General features: G+C 57.7%; 17 protein-coding genes. 6 read left to right on the top strand and 11 right to left on the bottom strand.

The genetic code is table 11. The annotated features are described in order from the left end of the window. Window positions 1–5 precede the first annotated feature (5 nt). From AC2FJB_RS17785 to AC2FJB_RS17765, 5 genes are all read right to left on the bottom strand, one after another. Window positions 6–1,307 (bottom strand): NAD(P)/FAD-dependent oxidoreductase, encoded by a 1,302-nt coding sequence (locus AC2FJB_RS17785; protein ID WP_496719830.1) that lies wholly within the window; start codon window positions 1,305–1,307, stop codon window positions 6–8. Continuing rightward, the gene (locus AC2FJB_RS17780) at window positions 1,304–2,122 is read right to left on the bottom strand and encodes an ABC transporter permease (protein ID WP_117871973.1); all 819 of its coding nucleotides are present in this window, start codon (window positions 2,120–2,122) and stop codon (window positions 1,304–1,306) included. Before AC2FJB_RS17780 ends, AC2FJB_RS17785 begins: the two co-directional genes overlap by 4 nt. After that, window positions 2,119–3,009 carry an ABC transporter permease subunit gene (locus AC2FJB_RS17775; protein ID WP_299638174.1) on the bottom strand — a complete coding sequence of 297 codons (891 nt, stop codon included), beginning with the start codon at window positions 3,007–3,009 and terminating at the stop codon, window positions 2,119–2,121. The genes AC2FJB_RS17780 and AC2FJB_RS17775 overlap by 4 nt, the downstream gene beginning before the upstream one ends. After that, complete coding sequence (locus AC2FJB_RS17770; RefSeq protein WP_299901049.1) at window positions 3,009–4,136, bottom strand: ABC transporter ATP-binding protein; 1,128 nt, start codon at window positions 4,134–4,136, stop codon at window positions 3,009–3,011. The genes AC2FJB_RS17775 and AC2FJB_RS17770 overlap by 1 nt, the downstream gene beginning before the upstream one ends. 76 nt (window positions 4,137–4,212) lie before the next feature. After that, window positions 4,213–5,298 (bottom strand): polyamine ABC transporter substrate-binding protein, encoded by a 1,086-nt coding sequence (locus AC2FJB_RS17765; protein ID WP_496719833.1) that lies wholly within the window; start codon window positions 5,296–5,298, stop codon window positions 4,213–4,215. A 140-nt stretch (window positions 5,299–5,438) separates the two neighbouring features. Here AC2FJB_RS17765 and AC2FJB_RS17760 point away from each other — a divergent pair, with 140 nt between their 5' ends. Both AC2FJB_RS17760 and AC2FJB_RS17755 read left to right on the top strand, forming a co-directional pair. Then, window positions 5,439–6,122 (top strand): GntR family transcriptional regulator, encoded by a 684-nt coding sequence (locus tag AC2FJB_RS17760; protein WP_299901055.1) that lies wholly within the window; start codon window positions 5,439–5,441, stop codon window positions 6,120–6,122. 77 nt (window positions 6,123–6,199) lie between these two features. Then, window positions 6,200–7,597 carry an aspartate aminotransferase family protein gene (locus AC2FJB_RS17755; RefSeq protein WP_496719835.1) on the top strand — a complete coding sequence of 466 codons (1,398 nt, stop codon included), beginning with the start codon at window positions 6,200–6,202 and terminating at the stop codon, window positions 7,595–7,597. A 52-nt stretch (window positions 7,598–7,649) separates the two neighbouring features. On the opposite strand, the gene AC2FJB_RS17750 is transcribed toward AC2FJB_RS17755, so the two are convergent. Then, entirely contained in the window at window positions 7,650–8,966 is a 1,317-nt protein-coding gene (locus AC2FJB_RS17750; protein WP_496719837.1) for a lytic murein transglycosylase, read from the bottom strand. A gap of 62 nt (window positions 8,967–9,028) precedes the next feature. Next, on the bottom strand, window positions 9,029–9,742 hold the full coding sequence (locus AC2FJB_RS17745) for a helix-turn-helix transcriptional regulator (protein ID WP_496719839.1): 714 nt from the start codon (window positions 9,740–9,742) through the stop codon (window positions 9,029–9,031). An 87-nt stretch (window positions 9,743–9,829) separates the two neighbouring features. Between AC2FJB_RS17745 and AC2FJB_RS17740 the strand changes: the two genes are divergently transcribed. Next, window positions 9,830–10,528: a glutathione S-transferase family protein gene (locus AC2FJB_RS17740; protein WP_299901067.1), complete on the top strand. Its 699-nt coding sequence runs from the start codon at window positions 9,830–9,832 to the stop codon at window positions 10,526–10,528. Then, on the top strand, window positions 10,525–10,911 hold the full coding sequence (locus AC2FJB_RS17735; protein ID WP_496719841.1) for a DUF1801 domain-containing protein: 387 nt from the start codon (window positions 10,525–10,527) through the stop codon (window positions 10,909–10,911). Before AC2FJB_RS17740 ends, AC2FJB_RS17735 begins: the two co-directional genes overlap by 4 nt. Here AC2FJB_RS17735 and rnr read toward each other — a convergent pair. Genes rnr through dapE form a run of 3 tightly spaced genes read right to left on the bottom strand, consistent with a single transcriptional unit; the run spans window position 10,902 to window position 14,926 of the window. Next, window positions 10,902–13,160, bottom strand: coding sequence for a ribonuclease R (rnr, locus tag AC2FJB_RS17730; RefSeq protein ID WP_117871951.1), 2,259 nt, complete (start codon window positions 13,158–13,160; stop codon window positions 10,902–10,904). The genes AC2FJB_RS17735 and rnr overlap by 10 nt on opposite strands. Before the next feature lie 47 nt (window positions 13,161–13,207). Further along, complete coding sequence (locus tag AC2FJB_RS17725; protein WP_496685022.1) at window positions 13,208–13,783, bottom strand: TIGR04282 family arsenosugar biosynthesis glycosyltransferase; 576 nt, start codon at window positions 13,781–13,783, stop codon at window positions 13,208–13,210. Between the two features lie 3 nt (window positions 13,784–13,786). After that, a complete protein-coding gene (dapE, locus tag AC2FJB_RS17720) occupies window positions 13,787–14,926 on the bottom strand; it encodes a succinyl-diaminopimelate desuccinylase (RefSeq protein ID WP_496719843.1) in 1,140 nt (379 codons plus the stop codon). 210 nt (window positions 14,927–15,136) lie between these two features. On the opposite strand from dapE, the gene AC2FJB_RS17715 reads away from it, so the two are divergent. Next, window positions 15,137–16,195 carry a transporter substrate-binding domain-containing protein gene (locus AC2FJB_RS17715; RefSeq protein ID WP_496719845.1) on the top strand — a complete coding sequence of 353 codons (1,059 nt, stop codon included), beginning with the start codon at window positions 15,137–15,139 and terminating at the stop codon, window positions 16,193–16,195. Here AC2FJB_RS17715 and AC2FJB_RS17710 read toward each other — a convergent pair. Then, entirely contained in the window at window positions 16,192–16,536 is a 345-nt protein-coding gene (locus tag AC2FJB_RS17710; protein WP_496675407.1) for a DUF8846 family protein, read from the bottom strand. The two genes, AC2FJB_RS17715 and AC2FJB_RS17710, sit on opposite strands and share 4 nt — an antisense overlap. A 338-nt stretch (window positions 16,537–16,874) precedes the next feature. On the opposite strand from AC2FJB_RS17710, the gene AC2FJB_RS17705 reads away from it, so the two are divergent. Further along, window positions 16,875–17,079: hypothetical protein (locus tag AC2FJB_RS17705; RefSeq protein WP_496818775.1), on the top strand; the 205-nt coding region annotated here is incomplete at its 3' end.

The following is a 17,079-nucleotide window of genomic DNA, read 5'->3' as shown; positions in this document are numbered from 1 at the left end:
CCGCCTCATCGCAGGTCGGCCAGCGCCAACATGGCGTAGGCGGGCGGCATGAGCACACGGCGCCAGCGACCCAATGGAAACTGACCTGGTTTTTGCGTCATCACGGCTGGCAGCCTGGCGTCCTGCCCCAGAACCAAGCGCGCCAATGCTCGACCACAGTACGTGCCCATGGCGACGCCATTGCCGTGATATGCAAACCCGGCAAACATCCCCGGTTGTTCCGGAACGGGGCCGACGAAAGGTGTCAGGGCCCGTGACAGGCACACCAAACCGGACCAGATATGAGTGACCTCGACCGTCGACCAAGCAGGAAACATATGTTTGAAATCCTGCTGGACCTTTTGCCGAATGGCCGCTTCAGCCCCGGCCGATGACCGCAAGCCGCCTCTCATCCCAAACAGAAAGCGCCCGTCCGGCATCAGGCGAAAATAGTGCAACAGATTGCGCGTATCATAGCACATCTGATCCGTAGACCACCCTTGTGCCACTTGCTCGGCTCGACCAAGGGGACGCGTTACCAAAACGGTCGACTGTGCAGGCATGTATCGTCCGGACATCCAGGCCGGGATATCCTCGCTGGAATATCCGTTGGTACACACCAACACCGCCTGCGCTTTGACTGGCCCGCTCTGCGTTTGCAACACAAAGCCGGACGCCGTTTTTTCAACGCTCAGAACCGGGGATTTCTGGAACAGATATGCGCCCATTGCTTCGGCGGCTCGGGCAATCCCGAACAGATATTTGCGGGGATTCAATCCGAAACCGATCGGCGAAGTGTAGGCACCATGAAACGCGCCACCCATGCCCTTCGCAGGCAGGTCTCTGGCTTCGTGCAGGGTTCCCTTCTCGTCGGCATTCCGGCGCAACACGTCCATTGCCCTTTTGGAATGCGCCATTTGGGTTTCCCCGTTGGAGTGGGTATCCGCATCGATCTGATGCTGTGCCAACAGATCAGCGACCAGTTGAACCGCTGCCTGTTCCGCTTTCGCATAGTCCCGAGCGGCGTCGCTGCCAAATCGACGCTCCATGGATTCGTGGCCAAGTTTTGAACCCCCAAGACAGCAAAACCCACCATTGCGGCCCGAAGCACCCCACCCCGGCGCGCCGGCTTCGAACACCGCAACCGAAGCGTTCTTAGCCAAATGCAAGGCAGCAGAAACGCCTGTAAATCCGCCACCGATGATGGCCACATCCACATGCATGCCGCCTTGAACCTTTGGCCAATCCGGGCTGGCAACAGTTTCGTCCCACCAGCAGCTGTCGCGAGGTTCGCTGCCATAGGCGTAGTCTGGAAATATCCGCTTCATTCGGTGCGCGCTGCGGCCATTTCGTCCTGCTGCTGCCGCACCATCGCGCGTTTGGTCACAAGCGAAGCCGTGATTACCCCGACTGTCACCACAGCGATCATGATCGTCGACAACGCGTTGATTTCCGGGCTGACGCCAAGGCGCACGGCCGAGAATATCTTGATCGGCAATGTCGTTGCCGACGGCCCCGAAGTGAACGATGCAATCACCAGATCATCAAGTGACAGGGTAAAGGCCAGCAACCAGCCCGAGATTACCGCAGGTGCGATGATCGGCAGGGTGACAAGACGGAAGGCTTGCGCGGGCGAGCATCCAAGGTCCAGCGCAGCCTCTTCCAGCGAGCGATCAAAAGTTATGAGGCGCGAGGATACGACAACCGAAACGAAACACATCGAGAAAGTCGTGTGTGCCAGAACGATGGTCAGAATACCCCGATCCAGGCCGATGCCGATAAACAGCAGTAGCAACGACAGGCCGGTGATCACTTCAGGCATCACCAGCGGCGCATAGATCATGCCGGAAAACAGTGTCCGGCCAAAAAAGCGCCCGCTGCGGACCATCACGTAAGCGGCGGCCGTTCCCAGAATCGTAGCCAGCGTCGACGAAAAGACCGCGACCCGGATCGTGACCCAGGCGGCATCCAGAAACGCCTCGTTCTGAAGAAGCTCTCCGTACCACTTCGTCGAAAACCCGGCCCAGACCGTGACCAGCTTGCTTTCGTTGAAGCTGAAGATGATCAGGATGATCATCGGGATGTACAGAAAAGCAAATCCCAGCGTCAGCGAAACCGTGTTGAACCAACTTAATCTGTTCATCCCTCAGCCTCCGCCTGTTTCTGCTGGTTGCGCTGAAACAGCACGATAGGAATGACGAGAATCAGCAGCAGTACGATGGCCACCGCACTTGCAACCGGCCAGTCACGGTTCGAAAAGAACTCTTCCCACAGAACCTTGCCGATCATCAGCGTACCCGAACCACCCAGAAGTGATGGGATCACGAACTCACCGATCACGGGGATCATCACAAGGAAACACCCCGCGATGATGCCAGGCTTGGACAGTGGAATGGTCACCAGCCAGAAGGCCTGAAAACGAGAACATCCCAGATCCTCCGCCGCCTCGATCAGCGATCCGTCCATACGCTCCAACGCCGAATAGATCGGCAGGATCATGAAGGGCAGATAAGTGTAAACGATGCCAATATAGACGGCGGTCGAAGTGTTCAGAATCGTCAACGGGGTCGAGATTATACCGGTCCACAGCAAAATCTGGTTGAGATACCCTTCGTTCGACAGAATACCCATCCACGCGTAAACCCGGATCAGGAATGAGGTCCAGAAGGGCAGGATAACCAGCATCATCAGTGTCGGTCGCCATTCCTGAGGTGCCCGGGCCATACCGTAGGCCATTGGGTAACCCACCAACAGGGTCAGGAAGGTCGAAATCAAAGCGATCTTCACGCTGGACAGGTAGGCTTTCCAATACAGGTCGTCTTCCGTCAGCCAGACATAATTCTCGAAGTCCAGTTGCCCGAAGAAATCTTTGATCCCCGTCCAGCCAGCGGACAGGTCCAAAGTTGGCGTATAAGGCGGGATGGCCAGGGCGATGTCCGACAGCGAAATCTTCAGAACGATGAAGAACGGCACCAGAAACAGAGCCAACAGCCAGACGTAAGGAATGGCGATCAGAATGGCACGGCGCATCAGTTGGCCAGCAGAACCGCAGCCGTGGCTGTCCAGGACAGCCAGACCGGGTCTTCCCAGGTGAACGAACGACGCGAGATGCGACGGGTGTTGGCCGTCTGTGCCTTGATGATCGTGCCGTTTGCCAATTCAACGTGATAGGTGGACAGATTGCCCAGATAGGCAATGTCGTGAACCTTGCCCTGAACAGCGTTGACCGCATCAACGGGCCGTTCGGCAGAGATCGTCACTTTCTCGGGGCGGATCGCCAGATGGCAGGACTGACCGTCTGAGAAACCAGCAGGCGATGATGCCGTCAAAGGTGCCTGACCTTCGGCCCAAACGATCTGGTAGGCGTCCTCTCCGGATGGAGTAGCGCGGCCTTCGATGATATTCACATCTCCTATGAAATCAGCGACATAAACAGATTCAGGGTTTTCATAGATGCGATCCGGTGTGGCCACTTGCTTTAACTGGCCCTGATCCATCACCGCGACACGGCTGGCGACTGTCATAGCCTCTTCCTGATCGTGGGTGACGATGACGAACGTGGTGCCCGTCTTCTCCTGAATATCCATCAGCTCGAACTGGGTATCTTGTCGTAGTTTTTTGTCCAGCGCACCCAACGGTTCATCCAGCAGCAGAAGCTTGGGCGCTTTGGCCAATGAGCGCGCCAGTGCCACGCGCTGCCTCTGACCACCCGAGATCTGATGGGGTTTGCGACGGGCAAACTGTTCCAGCCGGGTCAGGCGCAGCATTTCTTCCACCCGGTCTTCCAGATCGTGCTTGGGCATGTTGTCCCGTCGCAGACCAAAGGCGATGTTTTCCCAGACACTGAGATGCGGGAACAGGGCATAGGACTGGAACATCATGTTCACGGCCCGCTTGTTTGGCGGGATGGGGTCGATATCCTGCCCGCCCAGCAGGATATGGCCTTCGGTCGGGGTCTCGAACCCGGCCAGCATCCGCATCATCGTTGTTTTGCCGCACCCTGAAGGGCCGAGCAAAGCAAAGAATTCTTTTTCGAAGATATCCAGAGACAGGTTGTCGATCGCGGTGAACTCACCAAAGCGCTTGGTCACGTTCTGGAACTGGATCAAAGGTTTCGCCTGTGGGTCTTCCCACGGCGCAAAGACATCAGAATTCAAAGCAGCCCCCGCATGGTCAGTTTGGACAATAGTGCGGCGGGGCGGTCTGGTTACCGCCCCGCGCTTATAAACCGGATCAGGTGCCTGACTTGATCTTGGTCCAAAGACGGGTCACGACCCGCTGTGTTTTCGCGGGGTACGGAGTCGTGATGTACAGGTTTTGCATCGTAGCTTCATCCGGGTATATTGCCGGATCACCGATCACGTCTTCCTCAAGAAACTCCTGAGACGCCTTGTTGCCGTTGGCGTAGTACACATAGTTGGACGCAGCGGCCATGTTGTTGGCATCCAGAATGAAACTCAGGAACTTGTGCGCACCATCTGGATTCGGCGCGTCGGCAGGAATTGCCATCTGGTCGAACCACATCAACGAGCCTTCTGCGAACGGATGATATTCGATGTTCACACCGTTGTCGGCTTCGGCCGCGCGATCCCGCGCCTGCAGAATATCTCCGGACCAACCCACGGCTACGCAAATATCACCATTTGCCAGCGCGTTGATATATTCCGAGCTGTGAAACTTCTGGATGTAGGGACGAACGCTTGTCAGAACGTCTTCGACCTTCTTGATCACTTCCGGGTCGTGGCTGTCGGGGTCTTCACCGATGTACTGCAAGGCCATCGGTATCATTTCGGCTGGAGCATCAAGGAAATGAACGCCACACGAGGCCAGCTTTTCCATGTTCTCCGGTTTCAGAACCAAATCCATGCTGTTCAGGGCCACGTCGTCACCCAAGACTTCTTTGACTTTGTCGACGTTCACACCGATGCCCGTTGTTCCCCACATGTAGTTGATCGAGTAGGCATTGTTCGGATCATATCCTGCGGTGCGTTCCTGGATCACGTCCCACAGATTTCCAGCATTCGGCAACATGGCCGTATCCAGTTCCTGAAACGCGCCCGCCTGAATCTGGCGCTGCAGGAATGTGCCCGATGGCACCACCACGTCGTATCCCGAACCACCGGCCAGCATCTTGGTTTCCAAAACCTCGTTGCTGTCGAACACATCGTAGATCAGAGTCAGACCGGTTTCTTCTTCGAATTTGCTCAGCAATTCTTCGTCGATGTAGTCAGACCAGTTATATACACGCACCTCTTCGGCGAATGCCGCCGAAGTCCCCAATGCGATGACCGCTGTCATGGTCAGCGTTTTGATTGTCATATTCTTCTCCCTGCAAGTGTACGGCTATTTTCCCGTTTTTTTGGATTTGATCAAGTTTTGCGTTTTTCCTCGATCCAGCGTATGGTTTCACGAGGTCTGTCACCTGACAAGTCAGGGTTAGTCGAAATAGGAAGAACCAATTGGATTTGATCAAAAATAAGGCATCTGCGTCGACAATCGACAATGGGAAACAACCCGCGCATGAGCAGGTTTACCAAAAACTCAGATCACAGATCCTGTTCGGGGAATTGGTTCCTGGTCAGCCTGTCACGATCCAGGGCCTGACTGATTCGCTTGGCGTTGGCATGACCCCGGTACGCGAAGCCATCCGCCGGTTGATCTCGGATGGAGCATTGGTGTTTCAAGGCAATCGGCGCGTGAGTGTTCCACTGCTTTCACCAGGTGACATCCAGGAAATGATATTTGCGAGAACCGCAATAGAATCAGAGCTTTCAAGGCGCGCGACGTCGAATCTGCAAACCGAAGATATTGATCATCTGGAGCGTCTCGACATGCATCTGGACCGAATGATTGCCGACGGAGACGTGGGTGGATATCTGCGCCTGAACCAGGCGTTCCACGAAACCTTGTATTCACACGCAAACGCACCGATTCTTAGCGATCTGGCCGAAAGGCTTTGGTTGCGGTTCGGTCCGTCGCTGCGTGTCGTATGTGGCCGATTCGGAACTCAAAGTCTGCCGGATCGACACAAGGATATCATTTCCGCTTTGCGCAACGGAGACGCCGAAAAAGCCGCAAAAGCAACGACACAGGACATTGAGCAAGGCATGGAATTGATGGCGGACGCCCTAACTTCCACCTAACTCAACCCGATTCGATTGACAGCAGTGAATTTGATCATATTGTGAACCGCAACTGCGTTCTTGTAGGAGATTCTCCGATGTCCACCATAACCAACCATATGCCGACCGCCGAATTGCAGGCGCTGGATGCGGCGCATCACATCCATCCTTTCTCGGCCAATGGCGCGCTGGGACAGGAAGGGGCACGCGTGATTACACGCGCCAGCGGAGTTTACCTGACCGACAGCGAAGGCGAGGAAATTCTGGACGCTATGGCAGGTCTTTGGTGCGTCAATATCGGCTATGGCCGTGATGAGCTGGCCGATGTCGCCGCGCGTCAGATGCGAGAACTGCCCTACTACAACACCTTCTTCAAGACGACCCACGTGCCCGCAATCGCACTGGCCGCCAAGATCGCCGAGCTGGCACCGGGTGATCTGAACCATGTCTTCTTCGCAGCCGGCGGATCCGAGGCCAACGATACCAACATCCGCCTTGTACGCACCTATTGGGCCGAGAAGGGGCAGCCGGACAAGAATATCATCATCAGCAGGAAAAACGCGTATCACGGGTCTTCCGTCGGGTCGGCTTCGCTGGGCGGTATGGCAGGCATGCACGCGCAGGGCGGCATTCCGATCCCGAACATTCACCACATCAACCAACCGAACTGGTGGACCGAAGGCGGCGACATGTCGCCCGAAGAGTTCGGATTGGCCCGCGCGCGCGAGCTGGAAGAAGCCATTCAGGAACTGGGTGAAGACCGTGTTGCGGCCTTTATCGCCGAGCCGGTTCAGGGCGCGGGCGGTGTAATCGTGGCGCCGGACACATACTGGCCGGAAATTCAGCGTATCTGCGATAAATACGATATCCTGCTGATTGCCGACGAAGTGATCTGTGGGTTCGGCCGTACCGGCAACTGGTTCGGATCCGAAACCGTGGGCATCAAACCGCATATCATGACCATCGCCAAGGGGCTCAGCTCGGGCTATGCACCGATCGGCGGGTCCATCGTGAATGACGAGATTGCCGAAGTCATTGGCGGCACCGAATTCAATCACGGTTACACCTATTCCGGCCATCCGGTCGCGGCTGCTGTGGCTTTGGAAAACCTACGTATCCTCGAAGAAGAGAAGATCGTCGAGCATGTGCGCGATGTTGCTGCCCCCTATCTGAAAGAGAAATGGGAAGCCCTGGCCGATCACCCGCTGGTGGGCGAGGCGAAGATCGTTGGCATGATGGCGTCCATCGCATTGACCCCCGACAAAGCCAGCCGCGCCAAGTTCGCGTCCGAGCCCGGCACGGTCGGCTATATCTGCCGAGACCGCTGCTTTGCCAACAATCTGATCATGCGCCATGTGGGCGACCGTATGATCATCTCGCCGCCGCTGATCCTGACCCCGGCGGATATCGACGAAATGTTCGTGCGCATTCACAAGTCGCTGGACGAAGCACAGGCAGAGATCATCGCTCAGGGACTGATGAAAGCCGCATCCTGAAATCAGAACGGGCTTTTTCAAGGGGGCGACCCGTTTGGATCGCCTCATTTTTCTACCGAAGCCGCTGCAAAAGCTCCGCAGTTGGATAGCCGTCCGGCATCAAGCCCCGCGCCAGTTGGTAAGCGCGGACCGCATTGATGGTGTTCGGCCCAGTGCGCCCATCGATACCCTTCGTATCAAACCCGGCCTGGGTCAGCCGGGTTTGCAACTCTTTTTTCTCGGTGAAGCTCAGCGCCCGCTCACCTCGGGGCCAGTCGGACTGAAACGGTTCACGACCCGCAAGCCGGTCGGACAGATGTCCGATACCGATCACATAGGCATCGGCACCGTTATAGGCCTCGATCACGCTGAAATTGTCAAAAATCATCAGCGCTACGCCCTGCCCCCCTGCCGGAAGCAAAATCGCCGCCTTCCCATAATCCTGCACGGCTTGGCCGTTCCCGGCCACTACACCCCGAGCGGCCCATGCAGACGGCAGCAGGGTATAGTCACGACGGGCTGCAGCGTAATCGAAATCGGCAGGCAAGCGCACCTCAACGCCCCAGGGCTGCCCTTTTTTCCATCCGTGCCGCGCCAGATAGGACGCGGCCGAGGCCAGAGCATCCGTCGGGTCGTCCGACCAGATGTCACGCCGACCATCGCCATCAAAATCAACCGCGTGATCCAGATATGAGGTCGGCATGAATTGCGTGTGCCCCATCGCGCCTGCCCAGCTGCCCAGCATGTTTCCGGCAGTGACATCCCCTGCCTGCACGATCCTCAGGGCGGCGATCAACTGAGTTTCAAAGAACTGCGCCCGCCGCGCATCAAAGGCCAGTGTCGCCAGGGAACTCAGCGTCCGGTTGCTGCCACGATAAGAGCCGAAAGATGTTTCCAGCCCCCAGATTGCCGTGACCACTTCCTTTTCAACGCCATATTCAGCCTCGATTTGCTTCAACACCTGCCGATGTTGCTGCATGGCGGCACGACCATTGGAAACGCGCGAGTCCGAGACTGCGGAATCCAGATACTCCCAGATCGGTTTCGAGAATTCCGCCTGATTGCGGTCTCGTTTCAGGATATCCTCGTCAAAGGTCATGTCCGAGAACACCCTGTTCAACGTTCTTTCCGTTATGCCCTGCTGTCGCGCGCGTTTCTGAAACGCACCGAGCCAGGCCTGAAACCGTGCGGTCATTGCCGCGGACACCCGCAAAGCCTCAACGGCCGGGCGCGGGACCGGACGGATCGAAACCGTCACATCCGCCGAGGCCAGCTGGATCGTTTCGCCGGTCACTGCACTGTCTGGCCATTTCGTGTTTTCTGATGTTTCCGCCTGCACTATGGATGCCCACAATGCGACGGTCATAACGCCGCCTACGCATTTATGCATTCCGATTTTTCCTGCTTACTGCTCAACCTCAGGGTAGCGCAAAATCGGTGAATCACAAAGTCTCAGACGTCCACTTCGCGCTCCTGTGCGTCGCGCTCTGCGCGGATTTGCGCCAAAACCTCACGCAGCATGGGCACGCGGTTCGGTCTAAAGCTTTGATCTGTCACAGACATGTCCTGCATGCGATCCAACCGGAAGACGCGAAAATCATGTCTTAGGTGGCACCAGCCGAGCAACACATTTGATCGATCCATGTAGACGATGCTCAGCGGGTTGATCCGTCTTTGTGTGGCATCGCCTTTTGCGTCCGTGTACGAGAACTCGACCGCGCGTTCGTCCCACGTCGCCTGCCGCAAAACGGCCACGTCGATTGTCGGCGCGGGCGGGCGATTGAACCGCGTTGCCGCCAGAACCGCGTGGCTCAGCCGATGGGACTGACGCTGTGGCAATCGCCCCTGCAATTTCCGTAGGGCGGCGCTGGCTGCATCTGACAAGGCAGGATCACCAATCACCTGTACTTCGCGAAGGCCGAGAACAAGGGCCTCAAGCTCGTCATCAGTGAAACCCAATGGCGGCAGTGTGGCATCTTCGATCAGAGTGAACCCAAACCCCGCTTCACCGTCGATAACGGCCCCCAGACCACGCAGCGCGTCAATATCCCTGTGAATTGTTCTGGCAGAAACACCCAAATCCTGTGCCAGCTGTTCAGACGTTCTGGGCGATGGGCCAGAACGCAGGGCTTGCATCAGTTGGAACAATCGGGCGGTGCGGGACATGATGAACCCTAGCCTACCCCTAGTGACAGGAACTGTCATTAGGTCGGTTTATTCATCTGGCACGTCAAAAAAATACGGAGCCATGCGATGCTGACCCTTCTCACCTATCCTTCTGCCTTCGGGCTGTTCAGCGCCAGCCCGTTCTGCGTCAAGACAGCCTTGATGCTTCAACACTCCGGTCAGGTCTGGCAGCGTTCGGACATGCTTGACCCGCGCAAAATGCCGCATCAAAAACTACCAGTGCTGCGAACGCCAGAGCGGTTGATACCGGACAGCGATCTGATCCGCCATTGGCTGGAACAGAAGGGCGCGGAGTTCGATCAGGGGCTTTCGGATGTGGAAAAAGCGCAATCCCGCGCGCTGGTGCGCATGGCCGAAGAGCATCTGTATTTCCACATCGTTCTGGACCGCTGGGGCAATGATGAGGTCTGGCCAATCCTTCGCGAAACCTTTTTCACTGGAATTCCAGCCATGATCCGAAAGCCGGCGTCCAATGCGATCCGAAAATCCGTTCTGAAAGGGATCTCGTCACAAGGGATCGGACGGTTCTCGTTGTCCGAGCGCATGGACCGGGTCGAACGCGATCTCGAGTCGATCTCGGCCTATCTGTGGCAATCCCGCTTCCTGCTGGCGGATCAACCGACATCAGCAGACATGAGCGTCGGCCCGATGCTCGCCGCTATGTGTGCAACGCCTGCAGATACCCCACTGACCCGCAGGATCAAACAGGATAACCTGTTGAACAGTTACGTGGACCGGATGGAACAGGCGATACCGATTGCATGAAACCGTTTGATGACCCCTCGGTCGCCTCGGCCTTTGACGCCCTGCCCCCGCAAGCACGCGTCGGGGCTCTGGCGCTTCGCGATCTGATCTTTGAAACGGCAAACTCTCTGCCCGCTGCCAATCCATTGCGTGAGGAGTTGCGCTGGGGCCAGCCCGCCTACCTTGCCCCCAAAGGATCAACGATCCGGCTGGGGGCTCACAAATCTGCAGGTTTCGCGCTGTTCGTACACTGCCAAAGCCGATTGATCGGTGATTTCACCTCAGCTTTCCCGGGAGAGGACCGGATCGACGGGAACCGGGCCATTCTGTTCGATGGCCCAGGCCAGATCGATAAAACCCGCCATGGCTGGCTGATTGCCCGGGCGCTGACCTATCATCTTTGACGGCGCTTGCGTTCGACCTTGCGCTTGATCTTGTCCTTCTTGCGCTTGGTGCTGGCTGCCTTGCGTCGCGTCGACCGCTTGGCAGGCCCGCGCCCGCGCGGCAGGGCCTGATCGTCGATGGACAGCAGTTCCAGTTCCAACCCGCCGGTCACAGGCGTCGCCTCGGTCAGCCGCACCGTGACCCGCTGGCCGATGGCGATGATCAGTCCAGTGTCCGAACCCATCAGCGTTCCGGCCTCCCGATCAAAATGGAAGAATTCACGCCCCAAAGACCGCACGGGCACCAAACCATCCGCGCCCGTTTCGTCCATTTTCACAAAGGCCCCGAACCGGGCAATACCACTGATCCGCCCGGTGAACTCGTTGCCCACACGCTCGCTGAGATACGCGGCCAGATAGCGGTCGGTCGTGTCGCGTTCAGCCATCATCGAGCGGCGTTCGGTATCCGAGATGTGCGCGGCCGTCTCTTCGAGCCGGGCAATTTCGTCCTCGGTCAGCCCGTCCTTGCCCCAGCCATGAGCCGAGATCAGCGAGCGATGCACGATCAGATCGGCATAGCGCCGGATGGGCGAGGTGAAATGCGCGTAATTGCGCAGCGCCAACCCGAAATGACCGAAGTTTTCCGGGCTGTAATAGGCCTGCGCCATCGACCGCAAGGTGCTGAGGTTGATCAGCTCGGCATCCTCGGTCCCGGCGGCGGCATTCAGCAGCGCGTTCAGGTGACGGGTCTGGAGCACCTGCCCCTTGGCCAGATTCAGCCCAGCGGCCTGTGCCGTTTCACGCAGACTTTCCAGTTTTTCGGGCGCGGGTTCCTCGTGCACCCGGAACAAAAGCGGGCTGCGCTTGGCGATCAGGGTTTCCGCGGCGGCCACGTTGGCCAGGATCATAAACTCTTCGATCAGCCGGTGCGCATCAAGCCGGTCCCGGAAAGCCACGCTTTCGACCTCGCCCTTGTCGTTCAGAACGATCTTGCGTTCCGGCAGGTCCAACTCCAGCGGCTGCCGAACAGCACGGGCTTTTTTCAACGCGGCATACGCAGCGTATAGCGGGTTCAGAACCGTCTCGAGCAACGGCCCTGTGCGGTCGTTCGGATTACCGTCAAAGGCCTCCTGCACTTCTGTATAGTTCAACGAGGCGGCCGAGCGCATCAGACCGCGCACAAACCGGTGACTGATCTTGTTGCCATCGGCGTCGATCTGCATCCGCACCGCGATGCAGGCGCGCGGCACGCCTTCGTGCAGCGAACACAGATCACCCGACAGGCGGTCCGGCAGCATCGGCACCACACGGTCGGGGAAATAGCTGGAATTGCCGCGCTTGCGCGCCTCGCGGTCCAGCGCGCTGCCCGGGCGCACATAGGCGGCGACATCGGCAATCGCGACCCAGATCACATGGCCGCCCGGGTTTTTCGGGTCGTCATCAGCATGGGCATAGCAGGCGTCGTCATGATCGCGCGCGTCCGATGGATCGATGGTCAGCAACGGCATATCCCGCAGATCCTCGCGCCCTTTCAGGCCGACGGGTTTGGCCTGATCGGCCTCTGCAATCACCTTGTCGGGAAATTCATCCGGGATAGCATGCTGATGGATCGCGATCAACGAAACAGCCTTGGGCGCAGTCGGATCACCCAACCGTTCAATGATGCGCGCGCGTGGCAGCCCCATGCGGTTCTTCGGTCCGGCTTGTTCGGCCTCGACCAGTTCTCCGTCCCTGGCCCCAAGAACGGCTCCGTCCGCGACCAGCCATTCGGTTTGGCCCGCCTTGTCGATCGGAACAATCCGCCCGCCTTCAGCTCCTTTCCGGAAGATACCCACAATTTTACGAGGGTTCGTCCCGATACGACGGATCAGGCGTGCTTCGTAATTGTGGTCTTCCTCATGCACGGCCGTCAGACGGGCCAGAATGCGGTCACCCTCGCCCAGCGCCGGGTCACTGGCGCGGGCAATGATCAAAACGACGGGCTCGACCCCCTCGCCATGCCATTCCAGCGGCCGCGCAAACAGGTCTCCATCCTTATTCGGAGCTTTTACCTGCAACACACTGACCGGCGGCAGACGATCCGGGTCGCGATAGCTGCGCTTGCGTTTTTCAAGATGCCCTTCGGCCTCAAGCTCCTTGAGGATGCGTTTAAGATCAATCCGATCCGCGCCCTTGATGCCAAAAGCCTTGGCGATATCGCGTTTCGAGGTCAGGGTAGGGTTCGCCGAGATCCAGTCAAGGACCTCTTGCTTGGTAGGAATGCGAGTCATACGTCCGGCCTAGCATGCGTTTGCGACCGCGTCATGACCAAAAAACCTCAGGGCTTAAGATCGGAAACCGTATCGACATCGCGCAACTGATCAAGCAAAGACACACGGCAGCCTGGGATCGAAGCAAGCGTGTCAGCCAATGCGTGTTCCGACGACCAGCGTACATTGCGAAACAGACCCGCTGGCAAGCCTGTATACCGTTGCGCTCCGACCAGCCAATAGCCACCATCTGGGGCTGGCCCAAACACCATTTGAGAATGCCCCAATGCATCGAAAGCACGGGCAATATGGGGGCGCGAAATCCCTGGTATATCCGCGCCGATCAGGCAAACCGGACCTTTGGGCATCCCGCGCAGCATCCGCGCCATACGATCCCCCAGATCCCCACGCCCCTGCGCCGCGCGCGGCAGGTCAGCTGGCCAGACGCGACTTTTCAGACCTTCCTGATCGGGCGAGACGGCCAGCACGATGTGCCAGCTGGGATCGCGCAGCCGCCGGATCAAGGACCGGGTCTGGTGCCGAAACCACCACGCGGCTGCGACCATGCCAATTTCTCGTCCAAGCCGCGTTTTGACGCGGCCCGGACGAGGTTCCTTTACCATGATCACCAATGTGCGCTGCATGGGTCAGGCGAAATAGTCGGTCAGGATACGGGTATAAATCGACTTGAGCTGTTCGATCTGGGCCACCTCGACACACTCGTCGACCTGATGCATCGTACGCCCGACCAGACCGAACTCAACAACCGGGCAGTGGTTCTTGATGAAACGCGCATCCGACGTACCACCGGTCGTCGAAAGCTCGGGCGTTGCGCCTGTTTCTGCCTTCACCGCCTTGGCCACCAGATCCGACAATGGCCCCGGCGGGGTCAGAAAACTTTCGCCTGAAATCTTGATTTTGGCATTTATTTCAACGCCGAACTGAGCGGCCACCTGATCTGCCTCCAGTTTCAGCCAATCACTCAGGCTGGCCCCGGAATGCAAATCATTGAATCGAATATTCACTGTTCCCTTGCACTGCGCCGGGATTACGTTGGTTGCCGCATTCCCGGTGTCGATTGTCACCACTGCCAATGTCGAGGCATCGAAGTGATCCGTGCCTTGATCCAGTTCGTGACCCGCCAACCGATCCATCAGCCGTGCCATGGCTGGCAAAGGATTTTTGGCACGATGTGGATAGGCCGAATGGCCCTGAACACCTGTGATCGTAAACCACGCAGTCATCGATCCGCGACGGCCGATCTTCATCATTTCACCCATCTTGTTCGGGCAGGTGGGCTCACCCACCAGGCAGACTGACATACGTTCATCCGCGCCTTTCATGTAATCGAGCAAGGCGGTCGTGCCATCCAGCGCATCGCCTTCCTCGTCGCCGGTTATGGTCAGGATAATGGCGCCGTCCAGCGGTGTGTCACGTACGAAATCGATTGCCGCAGCGGCAAAAGCCGCAACACCCGATTTCATATCCGTTGCGCCGCGCCCATACATCACACCATCCCGCATTTCGGCCCCAAAAGGCGGCATCGTCCAAGCGGCCTCATCGCCGACCGGAACAACATCCGTGTGACCGTTGAACCCGAAGCTGCGAGCATGGCCTTTCCGGCCCCACCGGGCGAACAGGTTGCTGACGCCACCGCGGTCGACACGCGTGCATTCAAACCCGGCATCCGCCAGCACCGCCTCAAGCAGCAGCAGCGCGCCGCCTTCGGCAGGTGTGACCGATGGGCAACGGATCAGATCGGCAGTCAATTGAACGGGATCGGTCATGCAATGGCCTCTGGAACAGTGTCTTTCGCGGGTTCACGCACAGATTCAACGAATTGGCCGGTTTTCCAACCCCAATCCACAAAAAAAACCTTTCAACCAACTGAGAAGATATAAAAGCGACACCCTAATAATTCATAGCGATTTACCCCACGACCATCTTGCGGCCCACTGTACAATCGCGTTACTGGGCCGCGAAACAGGTGAATGAATATGAAGCGCGCATTCTTCGCACTGATCTGCCTGACTTTCGCCGTCCTAGCACAGCAGAGCATGGCACAATCCCTCACGGTCACAACGGTGACCCGCCCCCCGTTTTCCTATGTCGAGAACGGTGCGGAAACCGGCTTTTCGATGGATCTGCTTGCTGCGTTGGCCGAGTCGCTGAACTGGGATTACACTGTCAATCGGGTCGATTCATTCTCGGAAATGCTGGACGCGGTGCGGGATGGATCTGCGGATCTTGCAGTTGCCAATATCTCGATCACTGCCCTGCGGGAAACGCAAATGGACTTCACCCAACCGATCTTTGAGGCGGGCCTGCAGATCATGGTGCCATCGGAAGCCAAGCGGCAGCCGTCGCTTCTGCATGCGCTTTTCTCCACAGAGCTGTTCATCGCCATTGGCCTGGCATTCGCCATCCTGCTGGGCGGTGGCATGCTGATGTGGAGCTTTGAGCGCCGCGCCCAACCCTATTTCGACCGCAAGCTGAACGAAGCCTGGTTTCCCTCGTTCTGGTGGGCGCTGAACCTTGTCGTGAATGGCGGTTTCGAAGAGAGGATGCCGCGCACGCCCTTCGGCCGTCTTCTGGGTGTCGTTCTGGTTGTTTCGTCACTGTTCATTGTGTCAGTTTTCACGGCCCGCATCACGTCGGTCATGACCGTGGAAGCGATCACCGGCAGCGTGAATTCCGTGAACGACCTGTATGGCAAGAGTGTCGGGACAATCTCAAACTCAACTGCAGCAAACTTTCTGAACCGACGTGAGATCGAGTTCACCGGCTATCCCGGGTTGGAACAGATGCTGGACGCGTTCGGGTCCAAGCAACTTGACGCTGTGGTATTCGATGCACCGATCCTGTCCTACTATGCGGCCCATGAAGGCCGGCGGATTGCATCGATGACAGGAGGCGTCTTCCTGCGCGAGAACTACGGCATCGCTTTCCCGACCGGGTCGCCTCTGGTCGAAGATGTCAATCAGGCCCTGCTTTCGTTGCGTGAAGACAGAACTTATGACGAAATCTATCGCAAGTGGTTCGGCATGCGGAACTAGGCCTGCGCCTCGTCTCCAAAAAACGGTGTCATCTGCGCAACGATCACGGCGTTTTCATCCAGCGCGCGCTGCATCAGGACACGTTCGTCCGGTTCTATGTCATGCCCCTGCGCCTCACGTTCGGCCAGGGTCCCATAGCCGGTGACATCCAAAGGTGCGGTGTCGGCCTGTTTTAGAATAGCCACTGTCTCACGCACAGCCTCGGCTTCATCCACGCCACTGGCGTAGCAGATCAGTGCCGCCCCGGTCGCACCGTCCGGCAGCCCGTCGCCATCCTTGCGGCCGATCTGGACCAGAAGGGTATAGACTTGCTGACGTGAGGGCTTCTTTTGCTTTTCCATGGGCCATGCATTACGCGCGGTATTTTGAAGGGTCAACTGCTTCCATTGATCCCGGCAATGAGTTTGGGGTCTTCAGCGAACCACGACCCCGCCGCGAAGCACAGAGCGCTTGCAAGAAAGCGACTCAGTAAACTCCATTCCCCGATTTCGCTCAATAATTGAGCAGCGTTTCAGTTCAACTCCCAGAGTTGAATCGGGCACATTTTCGCCGCAGTTTGGCCTTATTTTTGGCCATTTCCTGCTGGGTTCGACGCGTTTCTGGCCTTTCATAACAGTGGGGGGAAGCCATCTCTACGCTGGTGCCACTGCGTAAGTCATTTTGAAACAGGAGAATTAGAATGAGTGTTCTGTCCAGATTAATGATGACAACTGCAAGTGTGATTGCGCTTTCCGGAATACCTGCTGTCGCTGTGCTGTCTTTTGTGACGGCAGGTGCGGTTTACGCCCAAGACGGCGATGGTGATAACGAAGGCGGCGGCGACAGCGAAAGCGGCGGCGACAGCGAAGGCGGCGGCGACAGCGAAGGCGGCGGCGACAGCGAAG

It is taken from the genome of Ruegeria sp. CDSC085, from assembly GCF_059610465.1.
Note: the sequence above shows the minus strand (reverse complement) of the source record. Positions and strands in the feature narration are given on the sequence as shown.

Excerpts from the sequence above, each read along its gene's own strand:
- AC2FJB_RS17785 (WP_496719830.1), bottom strand. The coding sequence starts at position 1,307 with ATGAAGCGGATATTTCCAGACTACGCCTATGGCAGCGAACCTCGCGAC.
- AC2FJB_RS17780 (WP_117871973.1), bottom strand. The coding sequence starts at position 2,122 with ATGAACAGATTAAGTTGGTTCAACACGGTTTCGCTGACGCTGGGATTT.
- AC2FJB_RS17775 (WP_299638174.1), bottom strand. The coding sequence starts at position 3,009 with ATGCGCCGTGCCATTCTGATCGCCATTCCTTACGTCTGGCTGTTGGCT.
- AC2FJB_RS17765 (WP_496719833.1), bottom strand. The coding sequence starts at position 5,298 with ATGACAATCAAAACGCTGACCATGACAGCGGTCATCGCATTGGGGACT.
- AC2FJB_RS17755 (WP_496719835.1), top strand. The coding sequence starts at position 6,200 with ATGTCCACCATAACCAACCATATGCCGACCGCCGAATTGCAGGCGCTG.
- AC2FJB_RS17750 (WP_496719837.1), bottom strand. The coding sequence starts at position 8,966 with ATGCATAAATGCGTAGGCGGCGTTATGACCGTCGCATTGTGGGCATCC.
- AC2FJB_RS17745 (WP_496719839.1), bottom strand. The coding sequence starts at position 9,742 with ATGTCCCGCACCGCCCGATTGTTCCAACTGATGCAAGCCCTGCGTTCT.
- AC2FJB_RS17740 (WP_299901067.1), top strand. The coding sequence starts at position 9,830 with ATGCTGACCCTTCTCACCTATCCTTCTGCCTTCGGGCTGTTCAGCGCC.
- AC2FJB_RS17735 (WP_496719841.1), top strand. The coding sequence starts at position 10,525 with ATGAAACCGTTTGATGACCCCTCGGTCGCCTCGGCCTTTGACGCCCTG.
- rnr (WP_117871951.1), bottom strand. The coding sequence starts at position 13,160 with ATGACTCGCATTCCTACCAAGCAAGAGGTCCTTGACTGGATCTCGGCG.
- AC2FJB_RS17725 (WP_496685022.1), bottom strand. The coding sequence starts at position 13,783 with ATGCAGCGCACATTGGTGATCATGGTAAAGGAACCTCGTCCGGGCCGC.
- dapE (WP_496719843.1), bottom strand. The coding sequence starts at position 14,926 with ATGACCGATCCCGTTCAATTGACTGCCGATCTGATCCGTTGCCCATCG.
- AC2FJB_RS17715 (WP_496719845.1), top strand. The coding sequence starts at position 15,137 with ATGAAGCGCGCATTCTTCGCACTGATCTGCCTGACTTTCGCCGTCCTA.
- AC2FJB_RS17710 (WP_496675407.1), bottom strand. The coding sequence starts at position 16,536 with ATGGAAAAGCAAAAGAAGCCCTCACGTCAGCAAGTCTATACCCTTCTG.